This is a genomic window from Colwellia sp. C2M11 (assembly GCF_018860915.1).
Lineage (GTDB): Bacteria > Pseudomonadota > Gammaproteobacteria > Enterobacterales > Alteromonadaceae > Colwellia.
The window spans coordinates 39,596-56,205 of the sequence record NZ_JAHKQD010000004.1; the positions used below are offsets into that span (position 1 = coordinate 39,596).

A 16,610-nucleotide genomic window follows, 5' to 3' on the forward strand; every position below is an offset into this window, starting at 1 on the left:
AAAATCATAAAGCTACTTTTTACGGGGTTTTATTCTAGTCATACACAGTAAAGCTAAACCAAACAAGGCTAACATGCTTGGCTCTGGAACAGCCGTTGCAGTACCCTCTATTTTTAAAGTAGCACTAAACAAATTAAAGTTATTAGCGCCAAAAGCTTCGTCACCAAGCCAAAAGCCAAATTCGTTCTTAGCTAAAATATCACTAAAAACAGAGGTGTTGCTCGCATTAAAAATAAAGTCTTGTGATGTTTTACCGTCCACGGAAGCGATATCTCTTTTATTAACCGTATCAGCATTATTACCGCCGGAAGCAGCCATAACTTTCCAATCTTCACGAATGGAGAAGAAGAGGAAGGGTAATACATCATTAGTAGCAGAAAAGGTTAATGATAGCGTAAAGCTATCAATTGAATCATAGTTCACAGTTTCTAAATCAAAGTAATCATAAAAACGATTACAACCATCAGAACTTTTTGTGTCTGTTATCTTAATTGAGTCCGACTGTAATGAATTACAGTTAGTCCCGCCAAAATGATTCAATCCACCAGCAGGTGTAACTAAAGAACTAATATTACCATAATTATTAGTAATTTCAGTTATTAAAGCTGCTTGTGAAGTGTTGGCAACAAAACAAAAAGCTAAAATAGAAATAAATCTATTTAATAAACAATTTTTCATACGACATCCTCATTAACAATTAATAACAACACAAATGAAAACACGACTATCCATCAGTGCAATTAACTCAACATTTCATATTATGGATAAAATTAAAGCATTTATTACGCCAACCTTTAAAGTGGTGCTGTACACAATTGTTTTTAATGTGAATATTTATTTTTTAGGTTTTAGTAATGTAAAACATTTATAAAAGTGTAAAATTTCATGACAAATACTATGTATAAAATAAAAATCATAAAGAGTCACTATCATTAATGTAATTGAGGGGTGGTAAGAATATTCATATTGAGCAGATATATATTTTATTGTTTATCAAATTACAGGCGAAAAAAAACAATCATAAGATTGGTTTTTTAGTTTCTCTTTAAGAGAGAAATGTGGCGATTGCTGCAGGAGTCGAACCCTTTACGTACATCAGCGCTTGGTTCGTCGCCAAGTCCCTTTGTACGCTGTCCAGCTCAGCTACGTGTCACTTCTTTCAACACTCATTCATTTGTTAAATTTTAGACGAAAAAAAACCAATCATAAGATTGGTTTTTAGTTTCTCTTTAAGAGAGAAATGTGGCGATTACTGCAGGAGTCGAACCCTTTACGTACATCAGCGCTTGGTTCGTCGCCAAGTCCCTTTGTACGCTGTCCAGCTGAGCTACGTGTCACTTCTTTCAACACTCATTCATTTGTTAAATTTTAGGCGAAAAAAAAACAATCATAAGATTGGTTTTTTAGTTTCTCTTTAAGAGAGAAATGTGGCGATTGCTACAGGAGTCGAACCCTTTACGTACATCAGCGCTTGGTTCGTCGCCAAGTCCCTTTGTACGCTGTCCAGCTGAGCTACGTGTCACTTCTTTCAACACTCATTCATTTGTTAAATTTTAGACGAAAAAAAACCAATCATAAGATTGGTTTTTTAGTTTCTCTTTAAGAGAGAAATGTGGCGGACGCGGCAGGAGTCGAACCTGCGACCGCCTGGTTCGTAGCCAGGTACTCTATCCAGCTGAGCTACGCGTCCGCAATTAAGATGTATTTAATATCGTGCTTATCCGATAAGTGAATACTAAAACAAGAGTATGATTAATAAATTATTCAACTAATGATAGTTACACTATCTAAAAATTTTTTATACAGCATTAATAGTTGCTGTTTCTAACATTATACCACTTTACTTTATCAAAAAAGAAAAGTGGCGGACGCGGCAGGAGTCGAACCTGCGACCGCCTGGTTCGTAGCCAGGTACTCTATCCAGCTGAGCTACGCGTCCGCAATTAAGATGTTTTTAATATCGTACTTAACCGATAAAACTTTCTTTTATATCTTAGTTTAAAGATTCACAACCATACATTACAAAAGGTAAATAATGGCGGAGAGGGAGGGATTCGAACCCTCGATCCGGGATAAACCAGATACTCCCTTAGCAGGGGAGCGCCTTCGGCCACTCGGCCACCTCTCCAATGGATGCGAATACTAATGGATCTTAAGAATAAGTCAAACATTTTTGTGAATTTATTTATGTTTTTTTACTGTTTGCTGAGAATTCAGCCAATAATGCTATTTTTCAGTCAATTTTTTAGAATAAAAAAATAATAACCACAAAAAAAGCACTATAAAAATAGTGCTTTTTCGAACGTTCATAATGTCCATAAAATTAAACGTTGCCGGTATTTTCTCCATCATCTTTTTCTGCTTGTATACGCATGTAAATTTCTTCACGGTGTACTGAGATTTCTTTTGGCGCATTAACACCTATTCTGACTTGATTACCTTTTACGCCTAATACTGTAACTGTGACTTCGTCACCAATCATAAGCGTCTCGCCAACTCGGCGTGTTAAAATTAACATTTATATATTCCTTTCATTAAAATTGAGAATCACTAAATAAATATATAAGCTAGTAATATATGTAAATAGTATATTTTTTCATAACACAATTAAGTAATAGACAATATTATGAAAAAATCCACTTTTAATAAGTATTAAACTCCTATGTTTATCACTTATTAAAACGTACGTCATTCTAACAAGCTTATATTTACTTTGAATATAGCTAAAAGCTATTTTTCAATGTATTTCAGTTTTTTTTTGCTAATATTAACACTTCTATAACATAATCGGTTGTGATGCAGTCAATATCCACAAATTTTAAACAGTATTGTAGGCTGAGAAATCATATAAACCTTCACATAATAATTCCCCGTGTTTAAATGAGCTGCTATGTATCTATATTAAGTAAATAAGCAATTAAAAGGAGAGAAAGAGGTTTATCTGTATATATGCTTACAGGCGCTAGCTAAGTAGTTCTAATATCTTTATTAAGGGGACTATATTCGTTAATCTGAAACTCGACTTAATAAATACTCCTCTAGCAGCCATTTTACTGACTTCATCATTATTTATTTCATAATTAGCACAACTAATTATTGAAATAAATATCTTGTATTAGGCAATTTTTGATATAAAAAAAGCCAATTCAATTACATGATTGGCTCTTTGGTACAAATTGACCGCCCTGAAGTGTGTAATCACATTGCAGGACGATACATTTATATATTAATTTAGCTAAGCTTTTCAACCAACCAAGGTTGAACTGATGCTAAAGCAGTGGTTATATTCTCAGGTTGACTACCACCGGCCTGTGCCATATCAGGACGTCCACCACCTTTACCGCCAACCTGTAAAGCAACCATATTAACTAACTCACCAGCCTTTACTTGGCCGATAAGATCTTTAGTAACACCTGCAATTAACCCAACCTTACCGTCATTGGCTGTTGCCAGCATGATAATACCCGATTGCATTTTATTTTTTAGTTCGTCAACCATACCGCGTAATGCTTTGGTTTCAACGCCATCAAGATCTGCAATTAATACCTTCACACCATTAATATCAATGGCACTGCTTACTAAATCTGAGCCTGCTTGCGCTGCTAACTCTTGTTTTAACTGACTCACTTCTTTTTCTAACGCTTTAGAGCGGTTAATTAATTGTTCAATCTTAGTATCTACACTTGCAACATCAGCTTTTACTAAACTTGCTACTTTAGCTAAACAAGCGCCTTGTTGATTAATAAATTCTAATGCTCCTGTGCCGGTAACAGCTTCTATACGTCGTACACCTGCCGCAATGCCAGATTCTGACACTATTTTTAATAAACCGATATCGCCGGTACGATCTACATGAACACCACCACACAGCTCGGTAGAGAAACCACCTAAAGTAACTACACGTACTTCATCGTCATATTTCTCACCAAAGAGTGCCATTGCACCTTTTTCTTTAGCTTCTTCAATGTCCATTAATTCTGTTTTTCTTTCGTGGTTACGACGTATTTCATCGTTAACCAGTAGCTCAACAGCTTGTAATTCTTGTGTCGTCATTCCTTCAAAATGAGAGAAATCAAAGCGAAGTTTTTCGCTATCGCACAATGAACCTTTTTGGGTAACATGATTACCTAGCACTTTGCGTAAAGCAGCATGTAACAGATGCGTAGCAGTATGATTTTTAATAATAGCAGCACGACGTTCACTATTGATTTCAGCTTTAACACGACGGTTCATACCAATATCAGTACGAGCAATACCTTTGTGAGCAAAAGCATCACCTAGCTTTATGGTATCTTCTACTTCAAAAACACCATCATCTAGATGTAATAAACCACTATCACCAACTTGTCCGCCTGATTCAGCATAAAACGGGGTATGATCTAAGATGACTAAGCCCTGCTCACCTGCATTCAATTGATTCACCGGCTCTTGCTCGCTCGAATTAAACAGTTCGACTACAGTGGCAGAAGATGTATGACTACTATAACCTTTAAAATTAGTTTTATGATCTGATTTTAATTGTTGGTTGTAATCAGTTCCAAATTGACTTGCTTGTTGTGCTCGCTCCCGTTGCAAACCCATCGCTATATCAAAACCATTATGATCAATATTGAGTTGGCGTTCACGAGCGATATCGGCAGTTAAGTCTGCTGGAAAACCATATGTATCGTAAAGTTTAAATACATCATCACCAGAAATTGTGTCGCCATCTAAATTGTCTAACATCTCTTCAAGCAAAACCATACCACGATCTAAAGTACGACCAAACTGCTCTTCTTCAATACGTAATAATTTTTCAATAATGGCTTGTTGTTGAACTAATTCAGGATAAGCGTCACCCATTTGTTCAATAAGTGATTTTACTAATTTATGGAAGAAGTGCTCTTTTGCTTCAAGTTTATGTCCGTGACGAATCGCACGACGAATAATGCGCCTTAATACGTAACCACGACCTTCATTCGATGGTACAACACCATCAACAATCAAAAAGCAGCATGAGCGGATATGATCGCTAATAACACGTAATGATTTATTATCTAAATCATTACACGACAATAAACTAGCAGTATCTTTAATTAAAGCTTGAAAAAGATCAATTTCATAGTTGCTGTGTACATCTTGCATAATCGCAGAAATACGTTCTAGCCCCATGCCAGTATCAATTGATGGGTTAGGTAGTTTATCCATATCGCCATTTGCTTGGCGATTAAACTGCATGAAAACTATATTCCAAATTTCAATAAAACGGTCACCGTCTTCTTCAGGCGATCCTGGAGGACCACCCCAAATATCAGCGCCATGATCATAAAATATTTCTGAACATGGGCCACATGGACCTGTATCACCCATTGACCAAAAATTATCTGATTCATACTTTTTACCAGCAGATTTATCACCAATACGAATAATTTTATCTTCAGGTATACCTATAACATCTTTCCAATATAAGAAAGCTTCTTCATCGGTTTCATAAATGGTAACTAGTAGCTTTTCTTTTGGTAAACCCAGAACACCTGTTAAGAATTCCCAAGCATAGCTTATTGCGTCTTCTTTAAAGTAATCACCAAAACTAAAGTTACCTAACATTTCAAAGAAAGTATGATGACGGGCTGTGTAGCCGACATTTTCTAAATCATTATGCTTACCACCAGCTCGAACACAGCGTTGTGCTGAAGTGGCTCGTGTGTAACTACGCTTTTCAGCACCTAAAAATACATCTTTAAAAGGTACCATACCTGCATTTGTAAAAAGTAATGTTGCATCATTACCTGGCACTAGTGAGCTACTTTTAACTATTTGATGTTGTTTTGTGGCAAAAAAATCCAAGAATGCTTGACGAACTTCGGCGGTACTTTTAATCATGGGGACCTTAATCAATCTGTGTGTTCAATTATCGTTAACTAGCGCAAAAATTTCATTAATAGAAAATCTGCGATATTGTAAAATCGTATTTTTTGGTTTGCTCTTCTTAAGTTAATAGAAGATCTACTCTCTTACTTTCACCAAAGCGTTTATTATACGCAAGCTCGGCTTGAAGATACCAATCAATTTCGCAATTATTCTGCAATTGTTGAATAATTGTTGAACAAACACCTTTTTGTTCTAACTCATTGACCATATGTAGCTAATCATAATCACTATTCAGAAAGCGCTATAAATAGGCTAGACAAGATTTAATAAATGTTTCTCTAGCCATTATTTTTCCTGACTTCATCGTTAAATTCAATTGTAATAGAGTAACTATTAACACGAAATTTATTTTCGAACTAAAGTAAAAGGTTATCAAGCTAGGCTATAGTAAAAATTAATATAATTAATTATTTCAATTGATTTAAAATATTTTAAATCGAGTTCAGATTAAGTATTCCCTTAAGATCGTATATTGATAACGACAATTTCCACTTACGTGTTTAATAGCCTTTTATAGAATATGGATATAACACTCGTTTAACTTATTTTAATTGAAATACTAAATGCGTTCGGCAAAGTAAGCTCAGTTCAGTAATCTAATATTATTTTTAGTTTTATTGGTTAAAGCAAAGATAATTGTTTACATTGAGTATTCTTTTCAATGCTTGGCTCAGCAAAACCTAAAGTTAAGCCGACAAGACGTATACCTCGTCCTTTTGAACGCTCATGTGCTTTAAGTAATAAACGATGAAAAGTATTTTCTTCTGCAGCTAAGCTTTGTTGCTCAACTGTAGTTTGATTAAAGTCATTGAACTTTAACTTAATACCTTGGCGCACAATTTGTCTGCCTTCAACTTTTGCTAATCGCTCTACTAATTTGGGGTATAGTTTTTCAATCACCCGTAAACATTCGGCTTCACTATAAACATCTGTCATTAAGGTTGTTTCTATTGCTAACGATTTTCGCTGCCGACTTACTTCTAATTCTCTGTTATCGATACCGTGCGATTTTTGATACAAGCTAGTTGCAAATTTACCGACTATAGTCGCGAGATGGTTGATAGAAGAAGCTCTAACGTCGGCACAAGTAGTAAAACCAAATGATTGTAATTTTTGAAAAGTTTTAGGCCCTATCCCTGGAATTTTTTTCAGAGATAATTGCTCAACAAATTGACTAACTTGATCAGGTGGAACAACGCACTGACCATTTGGCTTATTTTCATCGCTCGCTATTTTCGCGATAAACTTATTAGGCGCGACACCTGCTGAAGCTGTAAGGTTTAGCTCATTATATATATCACTGCGAATTTTTTCCGCAATAAGCGTTGCACTGCCATGACATTGTACTGAATCAGTTACATCGAGAAAGGCTTCATCAAGTGATAAGGGTTCAATCAGATGGGTATAACGAGAAAAAATCTCTCTTATATGAGCAGAAACTTCTTTATAAACAGACATGCGCCCATGCACAATAGTTAATTCAGGACAGAGTAATTTTGCTTTACTCGCTGGCATAGCAGAACGTACACCATATTTTCGTGCTTGATAATTACAAGTGCAAAGAACACTACGAGGCCCATCACCACCAACCGCTAATGGTATATCACGGTATTTGGGAAAGTCTCGCATTTCTACGGCTGCATAGAAACAGTCCATGTCTATATGAATTATTTTTCTCATACAGATATATTACTGAGTTTTTATACAGTGTCAATTATTCAGTTAGCTTTGAAGCATTAAGCTTCGGTGCTAAAATATTTACAATAGCTTGAATATGATCATCTCGATCATTTAGCGCTGCTATATAATGGTATTCCTCACCACCAGCCTCGATAAAAATGTCTCGATTTTCATGCTCAAGCTCTTCTAGTGTTTCTAAACAATCAGCGCTAAACGCAGGACTAATAATAGCAACATGTTTATGACCTGCTTGAGCTAAACTTTCGAGTGTTTCGTCGGTATATGGCTGTAACCATTGTGCTTTACCAAAACGTGATTGAAAAGTCATCACGAAAGAATCATCTGTTAAGTTTAACTTTTCGCTTAATAAGTTATTGTCTGAGCGACTTAATAATTCTTTCATTAGTAGGTCTGTTGTTATTTTACAAAAATCATAATAAGGGTCGCCCCATTGGTAAAATAACTCAGGCATACCGTGATAGGAAAGTACTAATTTATCGGGTGTACCATGTTCATTTAAGTGCTCTATTACCGTATTGGCTAGTGCATTAATATAAAATTTATTATTATGATAACTATTAATAAAGCTAATGTTAGGCACATAACGCCATTTTCTTAGCTCTTTACTAACCGCATCAAAAGTAGAAGCTGTCGTTGGTCCTGCATATTGTGGATAAAGCGGTAACACAACAATATTATCGACATCTGCCTGCTGAAATTTTTGTAATACACTGGGTATTGAAGGTTCGCCATAACGCATGGCAATATCGACAATAACATCCTGTCCGTACTTTTCTTGCAGTTGTATTGCTACTTTTTGTTGCTGAGCTCTACTAATAACAAGTAAAGGTGCGCCCTGCTCTGTCCATACAGTTTGATAGAGCTTTGCAGATTTTTTTGGGCGTATACGTAAGATAATACCATGCAGTATTATCAACCAAATAAGACGCGGAATTTCAACAACTCTGGGATCAGACAGAAATTCACGTAAATATTTACGCACTGCACCCGTAGTTGGTGCAGCTGGTGATCCTAAATTAGTTAGTAAAACTCCTGTTTTAAAAACCTTTTCACTCTTGTCATTATTGTTAGCAACGTTATTCTTATGAGCTGTAAAACGTGATTTCATTTTAATCTTATTTAATTTTGCTATTCAACAAGGCTATCAATAACAATATCGATAGTCTCCGTTTTATCAACCGGTATATTCTGAACTTCAGCTTTAAAGTCGCCTGGTTTAATACCTGCGCCACCATCTTTAGAAACGATAGCGTATATATTCACTGTGCTCACACTACTTAAATTGCTCTGTGGAGACATTGCAGTGCTATTATTTAATACTACGTTTTTAGGCAGGTCACTGGCCATTAATTTTATTGCCGCTAATGGCATACGTTGGCCATCAGTTGGGATCGCATAAACAAATACAACCTTATCTTCACCGTTTGCTAATTGCGCCATAATGTCGTCAGATAAACTCACACTAAGGTTAAGCTGTGGACCATCAATAGCTGCCGTTGATGGTGTTTGATTTACTTCGCTTCCAAGGCGTCTTTTCGCTTCGTTTACCGCTTCTTTTAAAGCTTCAATATTCACGCTTTGTCTATTGTCATCAATAATTCGTTGCCAGTATTCAATCGCTTTAGCATATTCTTGCGAAATAAAATTATGCATACCTAATAAAATGTTGGTTGACGGATCATTATTATCTAACGCTAAAGCTTTATCAATTAGGGTTTGTACTTGTCCATCTATTTGCTGGTTATTGCGATAATAGGTTGCCTGGGCAATTGCGCCAAATAAGTCGGCATGCTCACCTTCAATTCGAATGACTTCTTCAAATGCATGTATAGCAAGATCAAACTCACCGACACCAACGAAAGCTTGACCTAAATCATACCAAGCCTTGCTATCATCTGAATTAGTATCTATTTTTTGCTGTAAACCTTTTATGTAAGCCAACATTTCTTCTTGTTGTGCTTCTGAAGATTGTAGCCCTTCTTGATTAGTAGTTGATGCCATTGGAGTAGCAATAATCGTATCCAACGTGCCTTGCTTTAAATAGATAGCAACAGAAAAAGAAACAACAAATAAAGACAAAAAAATCGGCCATAAAACACTAAAATGATTAGTGTTTTTCACCTTGTTTTTTTCCTTTTCTGTCGTTGTTACATCTTGCAATAAACTATTATCTAATTCTGCTAACAAATATTGGTAGCTTTCTTCATCAATAGCACCATCGCTATAATCTTTTTCAATTTCAGTTTTATGTTCTTTATAAAGCACAACGTTAGTTTCATCACGTAAACCTTGCTTGCTTTGATTATTTTCTTTTGCCTTTTTAAAGAATGGCACCCAAACAATTAATAAAAGTAAGGCAATAAAGATAAAGGCTATTAATACTATTTCCATAACGGTTGACTACTCTTTCTCTTGTTTAGTTTCGTTTGGGCTAGCCTTATTAGAGGCTGCTACATTACTGTCGCGTTGTAATAATTGATTTAGCTTTTCTTGTTGTTTGTTATCTAATGCTAAACTTTCTTTTGTCGCTGGTTTTTTTCTAACAATAATAATAACAACGATAATACCTATTAAAATTAATAATGCAGGACCAAACCAAAGAATATAAGTAAGGCTTGTTACGCGAGGTCTATATAATACAAATTCTCCATAACTACTCACCATAATATTAACAATTTCAATATCCGCCTTGCCTTCAACAAGTAAATTATAAAGCTCTAATCGCATTGCCGAAGCAACAGTAGAGTTAGAATCAGCTAGGTTTTGATTTTGACATTTAGGGCAACGTAATTCTCGACTCAATGCCTGAAAACGAACTTTGGTTACTTCATCTTTAAATTGAAAGGTTTCTACTGGTGCAGCATGTACAGTACTAACCATAAAAGTACTAGTAGCTAACATTGCAAGAAAAAATAAAAATCTACTTAACATCATTATTTACCCGCTTGCTTTTCAGCAATAATTTGATTAATTAATGGCTCAAATTCTTTACGCCAGACGCGAAGATCTAAAGCACCGGCAAAACGTTTTCGAATAATGCCATGATGATCAATCACAAAGGTCTCTGGTGCGCCAAAAACACCTAGCTTTACACCAAGTAATCCATCTTTATCAAAAATAGAAAAAACATAAGGGTCTTCGTAATGCGTTAACCACTCATTAGCCGCTACCAATTCATCTTTATAATTTATGCCATAAAGCTTGAATTGCGGATCTTTAGACAGCTCAAATAAATAAGGGTGTTCATATTTACAGGTTGGACACCAAGTTGCCCACACATTTAATAAAACAATATCACCTTTTAAGTCTGCCTTAGTAACGGTGCCATTAGGGTTAGCCAAGGTCGGTAACGCAAAATTAGGCATGGGATTACCCACTAATGCTGATGGCATTTCAGCAGGGTTTAAGGATAAGCCTCGATAAAGTACGACACCCAATGCAATTACTAATATAAGTGGTAGAAAGCGGATAATTTTATTCATTTAAGCATTCTCCGATGCAGCTTTAATACTTGGCTTTACATCAGCCGCTGCATTTTTTGGGTTATCACGGCTATTATTCAAAGCATTTTTTCTTACCTGGCTTTTCACTCTGTAGCGTTTATCCATCATGGCTAAAATACCACCAATCGCCATAAATATCGCGCCTAGCCAAATCCAGCGAACAAATGGTTTATAATGAACTCGAATAGCCCATGCTCCAGCATCTAGAGGGTCACCTAAAGCGACATAAATATCTCTAAATAAACCACCATCAATACCAGCTTCTGTCATCCCCATTGTTTGTACTCGATAAGTTCGACGTTCAGGTTTCAATAAAGCAACAAAGTTATCACCATCATAAACATTAATTTGACCTTGCTCAGCAATATAATTTGGTCCTTCTACATGCTTAATACCATTAAATTCAATATGATAACCTGCTATCTCTACTTTTTCATGTAATTGCATTTTAACATTGGTTTCACTTTCATAACTCGATACTAACGTAACACCAACAATAGTTACCGCAATTCCTGCATGTGCTACTGTCATGCCCCATTGCCCTAAACTTAACTTTGCTCTAAGTTTATATTGATTGATTAAATCCTTAACTACCACAAGGAAAACCCATGCAGCTAATGTCATGCCCATAGCAACCAATGCATCAAATTCACCGCCATAAATAACAGGGAATAATAAACCAAATGCAATACTAAATACTGAAGGTTTAATTAGCTGCTTACGTAATTCTCCTTTTTTAGCCTTCTTCCATCGAATGAGGGGACCAATTCCCATAATGATAAATAATAAGCTCATAATTGGCACAAAAACCGCATTAAAATACGGAGGCCCTACCGAAATTTTTCCGTAACCCAAGGCATCAACTAGCAAAGGGTATAATGTACCTAATAATACCGTTGTGGCAGAAACAACTAAAATAACATTACATAACAATAATGCGGTTTCACGTGAGTAAAGTGCAAAACGACTAAAACTTGCAACATTGCTTGCACGGAATGCATATAAAGTTAATGAGCCACCAACAGCAATAGCTAATAGCACTAAAATAAACACACCACGAGATGGATCAGCAGCAAAAGAATGTACCGAAGTTATAACACCTGAACGTACTAAAAACGTTCCTAATAAACTTAAACTAAAAGTAAAAATTGCCAGCAAAATAGTCCAATTTCTGAAGGTACCTCGTTTTTCAGTTACTGCTAAGGAATGAATCAACGCCGTCCCCACTAACCATGGCATGAAAGAAGCATTTTCAACAGGATCCCAAAACCACCAACCTCCCCAGCCAAGCTCGTAATATGCCCACCAACTACCTAATGCAATACCTAATGTTAAGAATACCCAAGCACCAATAGTCCAAGGACGCGACCACCGAGCCCAAGCGGCATCCATTTTACCCGACATTAGTGCCGCGACGGCAAAAGCAAAAGCAACAGCAAATCCCACATAACCTAAATACAGCAAGGGTGGATGAACAATTAAACCAACATCTTGTAGTAATGGGTTTAAATCGCGACCTTCAAGTGGGACATTTGGCCAAAGACGTTCAAAAGGGTTAGAAGTTAGTAATGTGAATGCAATAAAACCGACGGAGACCATGCCCATTACAGAAAGTACACGGGCAATAAATTCTTGTTCAACATTTTTTGAAAATTGAGCTACTGCCATAGTCCATGCGGTTAAAGAAAAAACCCAAAGAAGTAATGAACCTTCATGTCCGCCCCACACTGCACTTATTTTAAAGTAATAGGGCAAATGCGTATTTGAGTGGTTTGCAATATATTTAATAGAAAAGTCATCAACAACAAAGCTATAAGCTAAAATCACAATACTAATTGCGGTAAAAATAAACATACCAAAGGTAAGTGGTTTAGCATAATTCATTAACTTATGTTGGGTACTGTAGACACCAATCAATGGAACAATACTTAAGCATAATGAAAAAGCAAAGGCTATAACCAAAGCGATATGACCTAATTCAGGTATCAGCTCAGGTAAAATTTGGGGATTCATTTATTTCTCCGTATACACATAATTATTATTATTTGGGCTCAAGCATAAATAATAAAAAAGTACTAACTCATAATAGTTGCGCAATTCTAGCACACTTTTATCAAGGAAAAGATCAAATGCTTTACCCAAAATGATTTGATAATTGTTTCTTAATGTTACAAATTATCAAGTAACTATGTTTGCTAATTCTAACTATTGCTATGGTATGATATATCCAATGGACATAATAATAATCTAATTCAAAATGAACTACGAAACAGCAATCATCAAGTAAACTTTGCAAGTAAATGAAGTAGTACTGTAAATTGCTAAACTAAGTTATTAAATTAATTTATTAAATAATAGAGAAACCTCACTTTGTCAGAACATCAAACTAACACCAGCAATACCTCTTTACTTAGCGCAATAAGTTTAACTTGTATTCGCGAAGATCGTTTGTTGTTTGATCAACTAAATATTAAAATAAACGCTGGTGACATAGTACAAGTTGAGGGGCCTAATGGCTCAGGAAAAACCAGCTTACTCCGTATTTTAGCTGGCTTATCCCAACCTTATGAAGGCGATATTTATTTTAAAAATAAATTAATAAATCACTCAAACGAAGAATTTCATCAAGCGTTACTTTACTTAGGCCATCTGCCAGGTGTGAAAGGTGAAATGAATGCACAAGAAAACTTAGCATTCAACCTTAACTTGCATGGTTTACACTGTGATGACACATCGATAAAGCAAACATTAGCTAAGGTAAACTTAACAGGTTTTGAAGATAGTTTAGCTGCTCATTTAAGTGCAGGACAACACAGAAGAATATCATTAGCTCGCTTATATCAATCAACCGCTCGCATTTGGATTTTAGATGAGCCTTTCACAGCGATAGATAAGCAAGGTGTGTACGATTTAGAACAATTATTTAAAGCTCATATTAATCAAGGTGGTTGTATTGTTTTGACGACACATCAGGATTTACTGACATTCGAGCCATCCTCAATAAAAAAAATAACCTTAGACTACATAGTTGAGTAATAATAAATGTACCGCACTCAAAGCCAAATAAATCAAGATAAAAATAGAGGACAGCATGGCTGCAGCTAATTTGTCATATCGTGCTGTTTTTTCGCTCGTACTTAAACGTGATCTAACTATTGCTATGCGCCATAAAGATGACATTATTAATCCACTTTTATTTTTTGTTATTGTCATCACCTTATTTCCATTAGGGATTGGGCCAGAAGCGCAAACTTTAAGTCGTATAGCGCCAGGCATTATTTGGGTAGCCGCGCTATTATCAACTTTATTATCACTCGATAGATTATTTAAATCGGATTATGAAGATGGTTCACTAGAGCAAATGTTATTGAGCCCTCAACCTATCTTTGTTTTAGTACTTGCAAAAATTGTAGCTCACTGGCTAATAACGGGGCTTCCATTGATTTTAATTGCACCTTTGCTTGCTATACTTTTACATTTAAATGAACAAAGTTATAGCGCGTTAATGCTAACGTTATTATTAGGAACACCGGTATTAAGTTTGCTTGGCGCAATAGGCGTAGCCTTAACTGTCGGCATTAAAAAAGGTGGCGTACTACTGAGTTTACTCGTACTGCCCTTGTATATTCCCGTTTTAATATTTGCAACAAGCGCTATTGATACCGCAGCGCTTGGCTTACCTTACAGCGGACAACTTGCTATAATTGCAGCATTATTTTTTGGCTCTCTAACACTGGCGCCTTTTGCTGTTAGCGCTGCATTAAAAGTAAGTACTAATTAACATAAAGCTCGATTGATTAAGTCCCTGATAAAAATTCAGGATAACGGTATTTGTCCTAATAACCGAATGCTTATTCATAAGAGTAAATAACTATAATAGTTTTAGTAAAAAGAGAAGAGCATACTTATGTGGAAATGGTTACATCCCTACGCTAACCCAGAAGTGAGTTATCACTTAACTGGAAGGATTATTCCTTGGTTTAGCGCATTAACAATCTTGTTTTTATCTATTGGTCTTATTTGGGCATTAGCTTTTGCGCCCGCTGATTATCAACAAGGTGACAGTTTTCGTATTTTTTATATACATGTACCTGCTGCTTCATTGTCAATGGGCATTTATTTAGGCATGGCAATAGCAGCTTTCACCTCTTTAGTATGGCAATTTAAATTAGCCGATGCATCGGCTGCGGCCATGGCTCCTGTTGGTGCTATATTCACGGCTATTGCGTTAATTACCGGCTCAGCTTGGGGGAAACCTATGTGGGGAACTTGGTGGATATGGGATGCTCGATTGACCTCTGAACTTATTTTGTTGTTTCTATATTTAGGTGTTATTGCGCTACATAATGCTTTTGAAGATAAAGCTTTAGCAGGAAAAGCGGCTGGTATTTTAACGCTTGTCGGTGTGATCAACTTACCTATCATAAAGTACTCAGTAGAATGGTGGAATACTTTACATCAAGGCTCAACAGTCAGCAATTTGGGCAAACCATCGATGTCTGTTGAAATGCTTTGGCCTTTTGTATTCTGCTTCCTAGGTTTCGCTTTACTAGTTGGGACAATTGTTTGTATACGTTTTCGTAGTGAAATTTTAATTCGTAATAGTATAAGGCCTTGGGTAAAAGCATTAGCTTTAGAAAAGAGCCTTTCCAATAACGCTTTGGAGAATAAATAATGCAATTTGACAGTTTTAGTGCTTTTTTAGATATGGGTGGCTATGGCTTTTATGTGTGGTTATCTTTTGGTATCTCAACGGCCCTCATCTTAGCACTTATTTTTAACTCCATTTACGCCCATAAACAAGTTATTAAAAATATTGCTATTCGCCAGCAAAGAGAAAATAAATTACGCGAATTACGTTCACAACGTAATAAAACTCAAACTAACACACCTAAAGAGGTTATATAATGCACCCCCGCCGTAAAAAACGTTTAACAATAGTTGCCTCAATATTAATCGGTATTTCCTTTGTCGCCGGACTGGTACTTTATGCTTTAAGTCAAAATATTGATTTATTTTATACACCATCAGAAATAACTCTGGGTAAAGACGGCTCTGGTGCTACTCCAGAAATTGGTCAGCGTATTCGTATTGGTGGTTTGGTTGTACCTGGTTCAGTTAAACGTGATCCAGATAACCTGAAAGTTACTTTTAAGCTTTCAGATATGAAAATGCCAATTACCTTTGATGAAAATGATTTAATGATCTCAGTTTATTACGAAGGAATTCTGCCAGACTTATTCCGTGAAGGGCAAGGAATTGTTGCCAATGGAACATTAGTATTAGGAAGCTCTGGAGAATTACATATTGAAGCAAGTGAAGTGCTAGCTAAGCATGATGAAAACTATATGCCGACAGAGCTTGCCGATGCTGCTGGTAAAGATTATAAAAAGCTAGAATATACCAATAAACAGTTAGAGAATAAAAATTAACCACTCTCAAGTAGCGAAGTCGATTAGGAGAACACACTATTTGTTGTTCTCCTTACCTCACAGC

Annotated in this window: 14 protein-coding genes and 3 tRNA genes; 5 read left to right on the forward strand and 12 right to left on the reverse strand. The window is 36.0% G+C overall.

Features of this window, described 5'->3' with window-relative positions:
* Window positions 1-12: 12 nt before the first annotated feature.
* The 12 genes from KO509_RS00965 to KO509_RS01020 form a co-directional block, all read right to left on the reverse strand.
* On the reverse strand, window positions 13-678 hold the full coding sequence (locus KO509_RS00965) for a PEP-CTERM sorting domain-containing protein (protein WP_215971420.1): 666 nt from the start codon (window positions 676-678) through the stop codon (window positions 13-15).
* 935 nt (window positions 679-1,613) lie between these two features.
* A tRNA-Arg gene (locus KO509_RS00970) sits at window positions 1,614-1,690 on the reverse strand.
* Between the two features lie 172 nt (window positions 1,691-1,862).
* A tRNA-Arg gene (locus tag KO509_RS00975) sits at window positions 1,863-1,939 on the reverse strand.
* Window positions 1,940-2,036: 97 nt separating this feature from the next.
* A tRNA-Ser gene (locus KO509_RS00980) sits at window positions 2,037-2,128 on the reverse strand.
* Window positions 2,129-2,323: 195 nt separating this feature from the next.
* A complete protein-coding gene (gene csrA / locus KO509_RS00985) occupies window positions 2,324-2,518 on the reverse strand; it encodes a carbon storage regulator CsrA (RefSeq protein WP_215971421.1) in 195 nt (64 codons plus the stop codon).
* Between the two features lie 713 nt (window positions 2,519-3,231).
* Entirely contained in the window at window positions 3,232-5,862 is a 2,631-nt protein-coding gene (gene alaS, locus KO509_RS00990) for an alanine--tRNA ligase (protein WP_215971422.1), read from the reverse strand.
* Window positions 5,863-6,531: 669 nt separating this feature from the next.
* A complete protein-coding gene (gene dinB, locus KO509_RS00995) occupies window positions 6,532-7,590 on the reverse strand; it encodes a DNA polymerase IV (protein WP_215971423.1) in 1,059 nt (352 codons plus the stop codon).
* Between the two features lie 34 nt (window positions 7,591-7,624).
* Window positions 7,625-8,719: a ferrochelatase gene (gene hemH, locus KO509_RS01000; protein WP_215971424.1), complete on the reverse strand. Its 1,095-nt coding sequence runs from the start codon at window positions 8,717-8,719 to the stop codon at window positions 7,625-7,627.
* 20 nt (window positions 8,720-8,739) lie between these two features.
* The gene (ccmI, locus tag KO509_RS01005; protein ID WP_215971425.1) at window positions 8,740-10,002 is read right to left on the reverse strand and encodes a c-type cytochrome biogenesis protein CcmI; all 1,263 of its coding nucleotides are present in this window, start codon (window positions 10,000-10,002) and stop codon (window positions 8,740-8,742) included.
* A gap of 9 nt (window positions 10,003-10,011) precedes the next feature.
* Window positions 10,012-10,545, reverse strand: a complete 534-nt coding sequence (locus KO509_RS01010) for a cytochrome c-type biogenesis protein (protein ID WP_252727322.1) — start codon at window positions 10,543-10,545, stop codon at window positions 10,012-10,014.
* The gene (locus KO509_RS01015) at window positions 10,545-11,093 is read right to left on the reverse strand and encodes a DsbE family thiol:disulfide interchange protein (protein ID WP_215971426.1); all 549 of its coding nucleotides are present in this window, start codon (window positions 11,091-11,093) and stop codon (window positions 10,545-10,547) included. The genes KO509_RS01010 and KO509_RS01015 overlap by 1 nt, the downstream gene beginning before the upstream one ends.
* Window positions 11,094-13,103: a heme lyase CcmF/NrfE family subunit gene (locus KO509_RS01020; protein ID WP_215971476.1), complete on the reverse strand. Its 2,010-nt coding sequence runs from the start codon at window positions 13,101-13,103 to the stop codon at window positions 11,094-11,096. It lies immediately after the preceding gene.
* A gap of 381 nt (window positions 13,104-13,484) precedes the next feature.
* Between KO509_RS01020 and ccmA the strand changes: the two genes are divergently transcribed.
* The 5 genes from ccmA (at window position 13,485) to ccmE (ending at window position 16,546) form a co-directional block, all read left to right on the forward strand.
* Window positions 13,485-14,150, forward strand: coding sequence for a cytochrome c biogenesis heme-transporting ATPase CcmA (gene ccmA / locus KO509_RS01025; RefSeq protein WP_215971427.1), 666 nt, complete (start codon window positions 13,485-13,487; stop codon window positions 14,148-14,150).
* Between the two features lie 55 nt (window positions 14,151-14,205).
* The gene (ccmB, locus tag KO509_RS01030) at window positions 14,206-14,895 is read left to right on the forward strand and encodes a heme exporter protein CcmB (RefSeq protein WP_215971428.1); all 690 of its coding nucleotides are present in this window, start codon (window positions 14,206-14,208) and stop codon (window positions 14,893-14,895) included.
* Between the two features lie 126 nt (window positions 14,896-15,021).
* On the forward strand, window positions 15,022-15,789 hold the full coding sequence (locus tag KO509_RS01035) for a heme ABC transporter permease (RefSeq protein ID WP_215971429.1): 768 nt from the start codon (window positions 15,022-15,024) through the stop codon (window positions 15,787-15,789).
* Complete coding sequence (ccmD, locus tag KO509_RS01040) at window positions 15,789-16,022, forward strand: heme exporter protein CcmD (RefSeq protein ID WP_215971430.1); 234 nt, start codon at window positions 15,789-15,791, stop codon at window positions 16,020-16,022. Before KO509_RS01035 ends, ccmD begins: the two co-directional genes overlap by 1 nt.
* Entirely contained in the window at window positions 16,022-16,546 is a 525-nt protein-coding gene (ccmE, locus tag KO509_RS01045) for a cytochrome c maturation protein CcmE (protein ID WP_215971431.1), read from the forward strand. The genes ccmD and ccmE overlap by 1 nt, the downstream gene beginning before the upstream one ends.
* The last annotated feature ends 64 nt before the right edge of the window (window positions 16,547-16,610 follow it).

Excerpts from the sequence above, each read along its gene's own strand:
- KO509_RS00965 (WP_215971420.1), bottom strand. The coding sequence starts at position 678 with ATGAAAAATTGTTTATTAAATAGATTTATTTCTATTTTAGCTTTTTGT.
- csrA (WP_215971421.1), bottom strand. The coding sequence starts at position 2,518 with ATGTTAATTTTAACACGCCGAGTTGGCGAGACGCTTATGATTGGTGAC.
- alaS (WP_215971422.1), bottom strand. The coding sequence starts at position 5,862 with ATGATTAAAAGTACCGCCGAAGTTCGTCAAGCATTCTTGGATTTTTTT.
- dinB (WP_215971423.1), bottom strand. The coding sequence starts at position 7,590 with ATGAGAAAAATAATTCATATAGACATGGACTGTTTCTATGCAGCCGTA.
- hemH (WP_215971424.1), bottom strand. The coding sequence starts at position 8,719 with ATGAAATCACGTTTTACAGCTCATAAGAATAACGTTGCTAACAATAAT.
- ccmI (WP_215971425.1), bottom strand. The coding sequence starts at position 10,002 with ATGGAAATAGTATTAATAGCCTTTATCTTTATTGCCTTACTTTTATTA.
- KO509_RS01010 (WP_252727322.1), bottom strand. The coding sequence starts at position 10,545 with ATGATGTTAAGTAGATTTTTATTTTTTCTTGCAATGTTAGCTACTAGT.
- KO509_RS01015 (WP_215971426.1), bottom strand. The coding sequence starts at position 11,093 with ATGAATAAAATTATCCGCTTTCTACCACTTATATTAGTAATTGCATTG.
- ccmB (WP_215971428.1), top strand. The coding sequence starts at position 14,206 with ATGGCTGCAGCTAATTTGTCATATCGTGCTGTTTTTTCGCTCGTACTT.
- KO509_RS01035 (WP_215971429.1), top strand. The coding sequence starts at position 15,022 with ATGTGGAAATGGTTACATCCCTACGCTAACCCAGAAGTGAGTTATCAC.
- ccmD (WP_215971430.1), top strand. The coding sequence starts at position 15,789 with ATGCAATTTGACAGTTTTAGTGCTTTTTTAGATATGGGTGGCTATGGC.
- ccmE (WP_215971431.1), top strand. The coding sequence starts at position 16,022 with ATGCACCCCCGCCGTAAAAAACGTTTAACAATAGTTGCCTCAATATTA.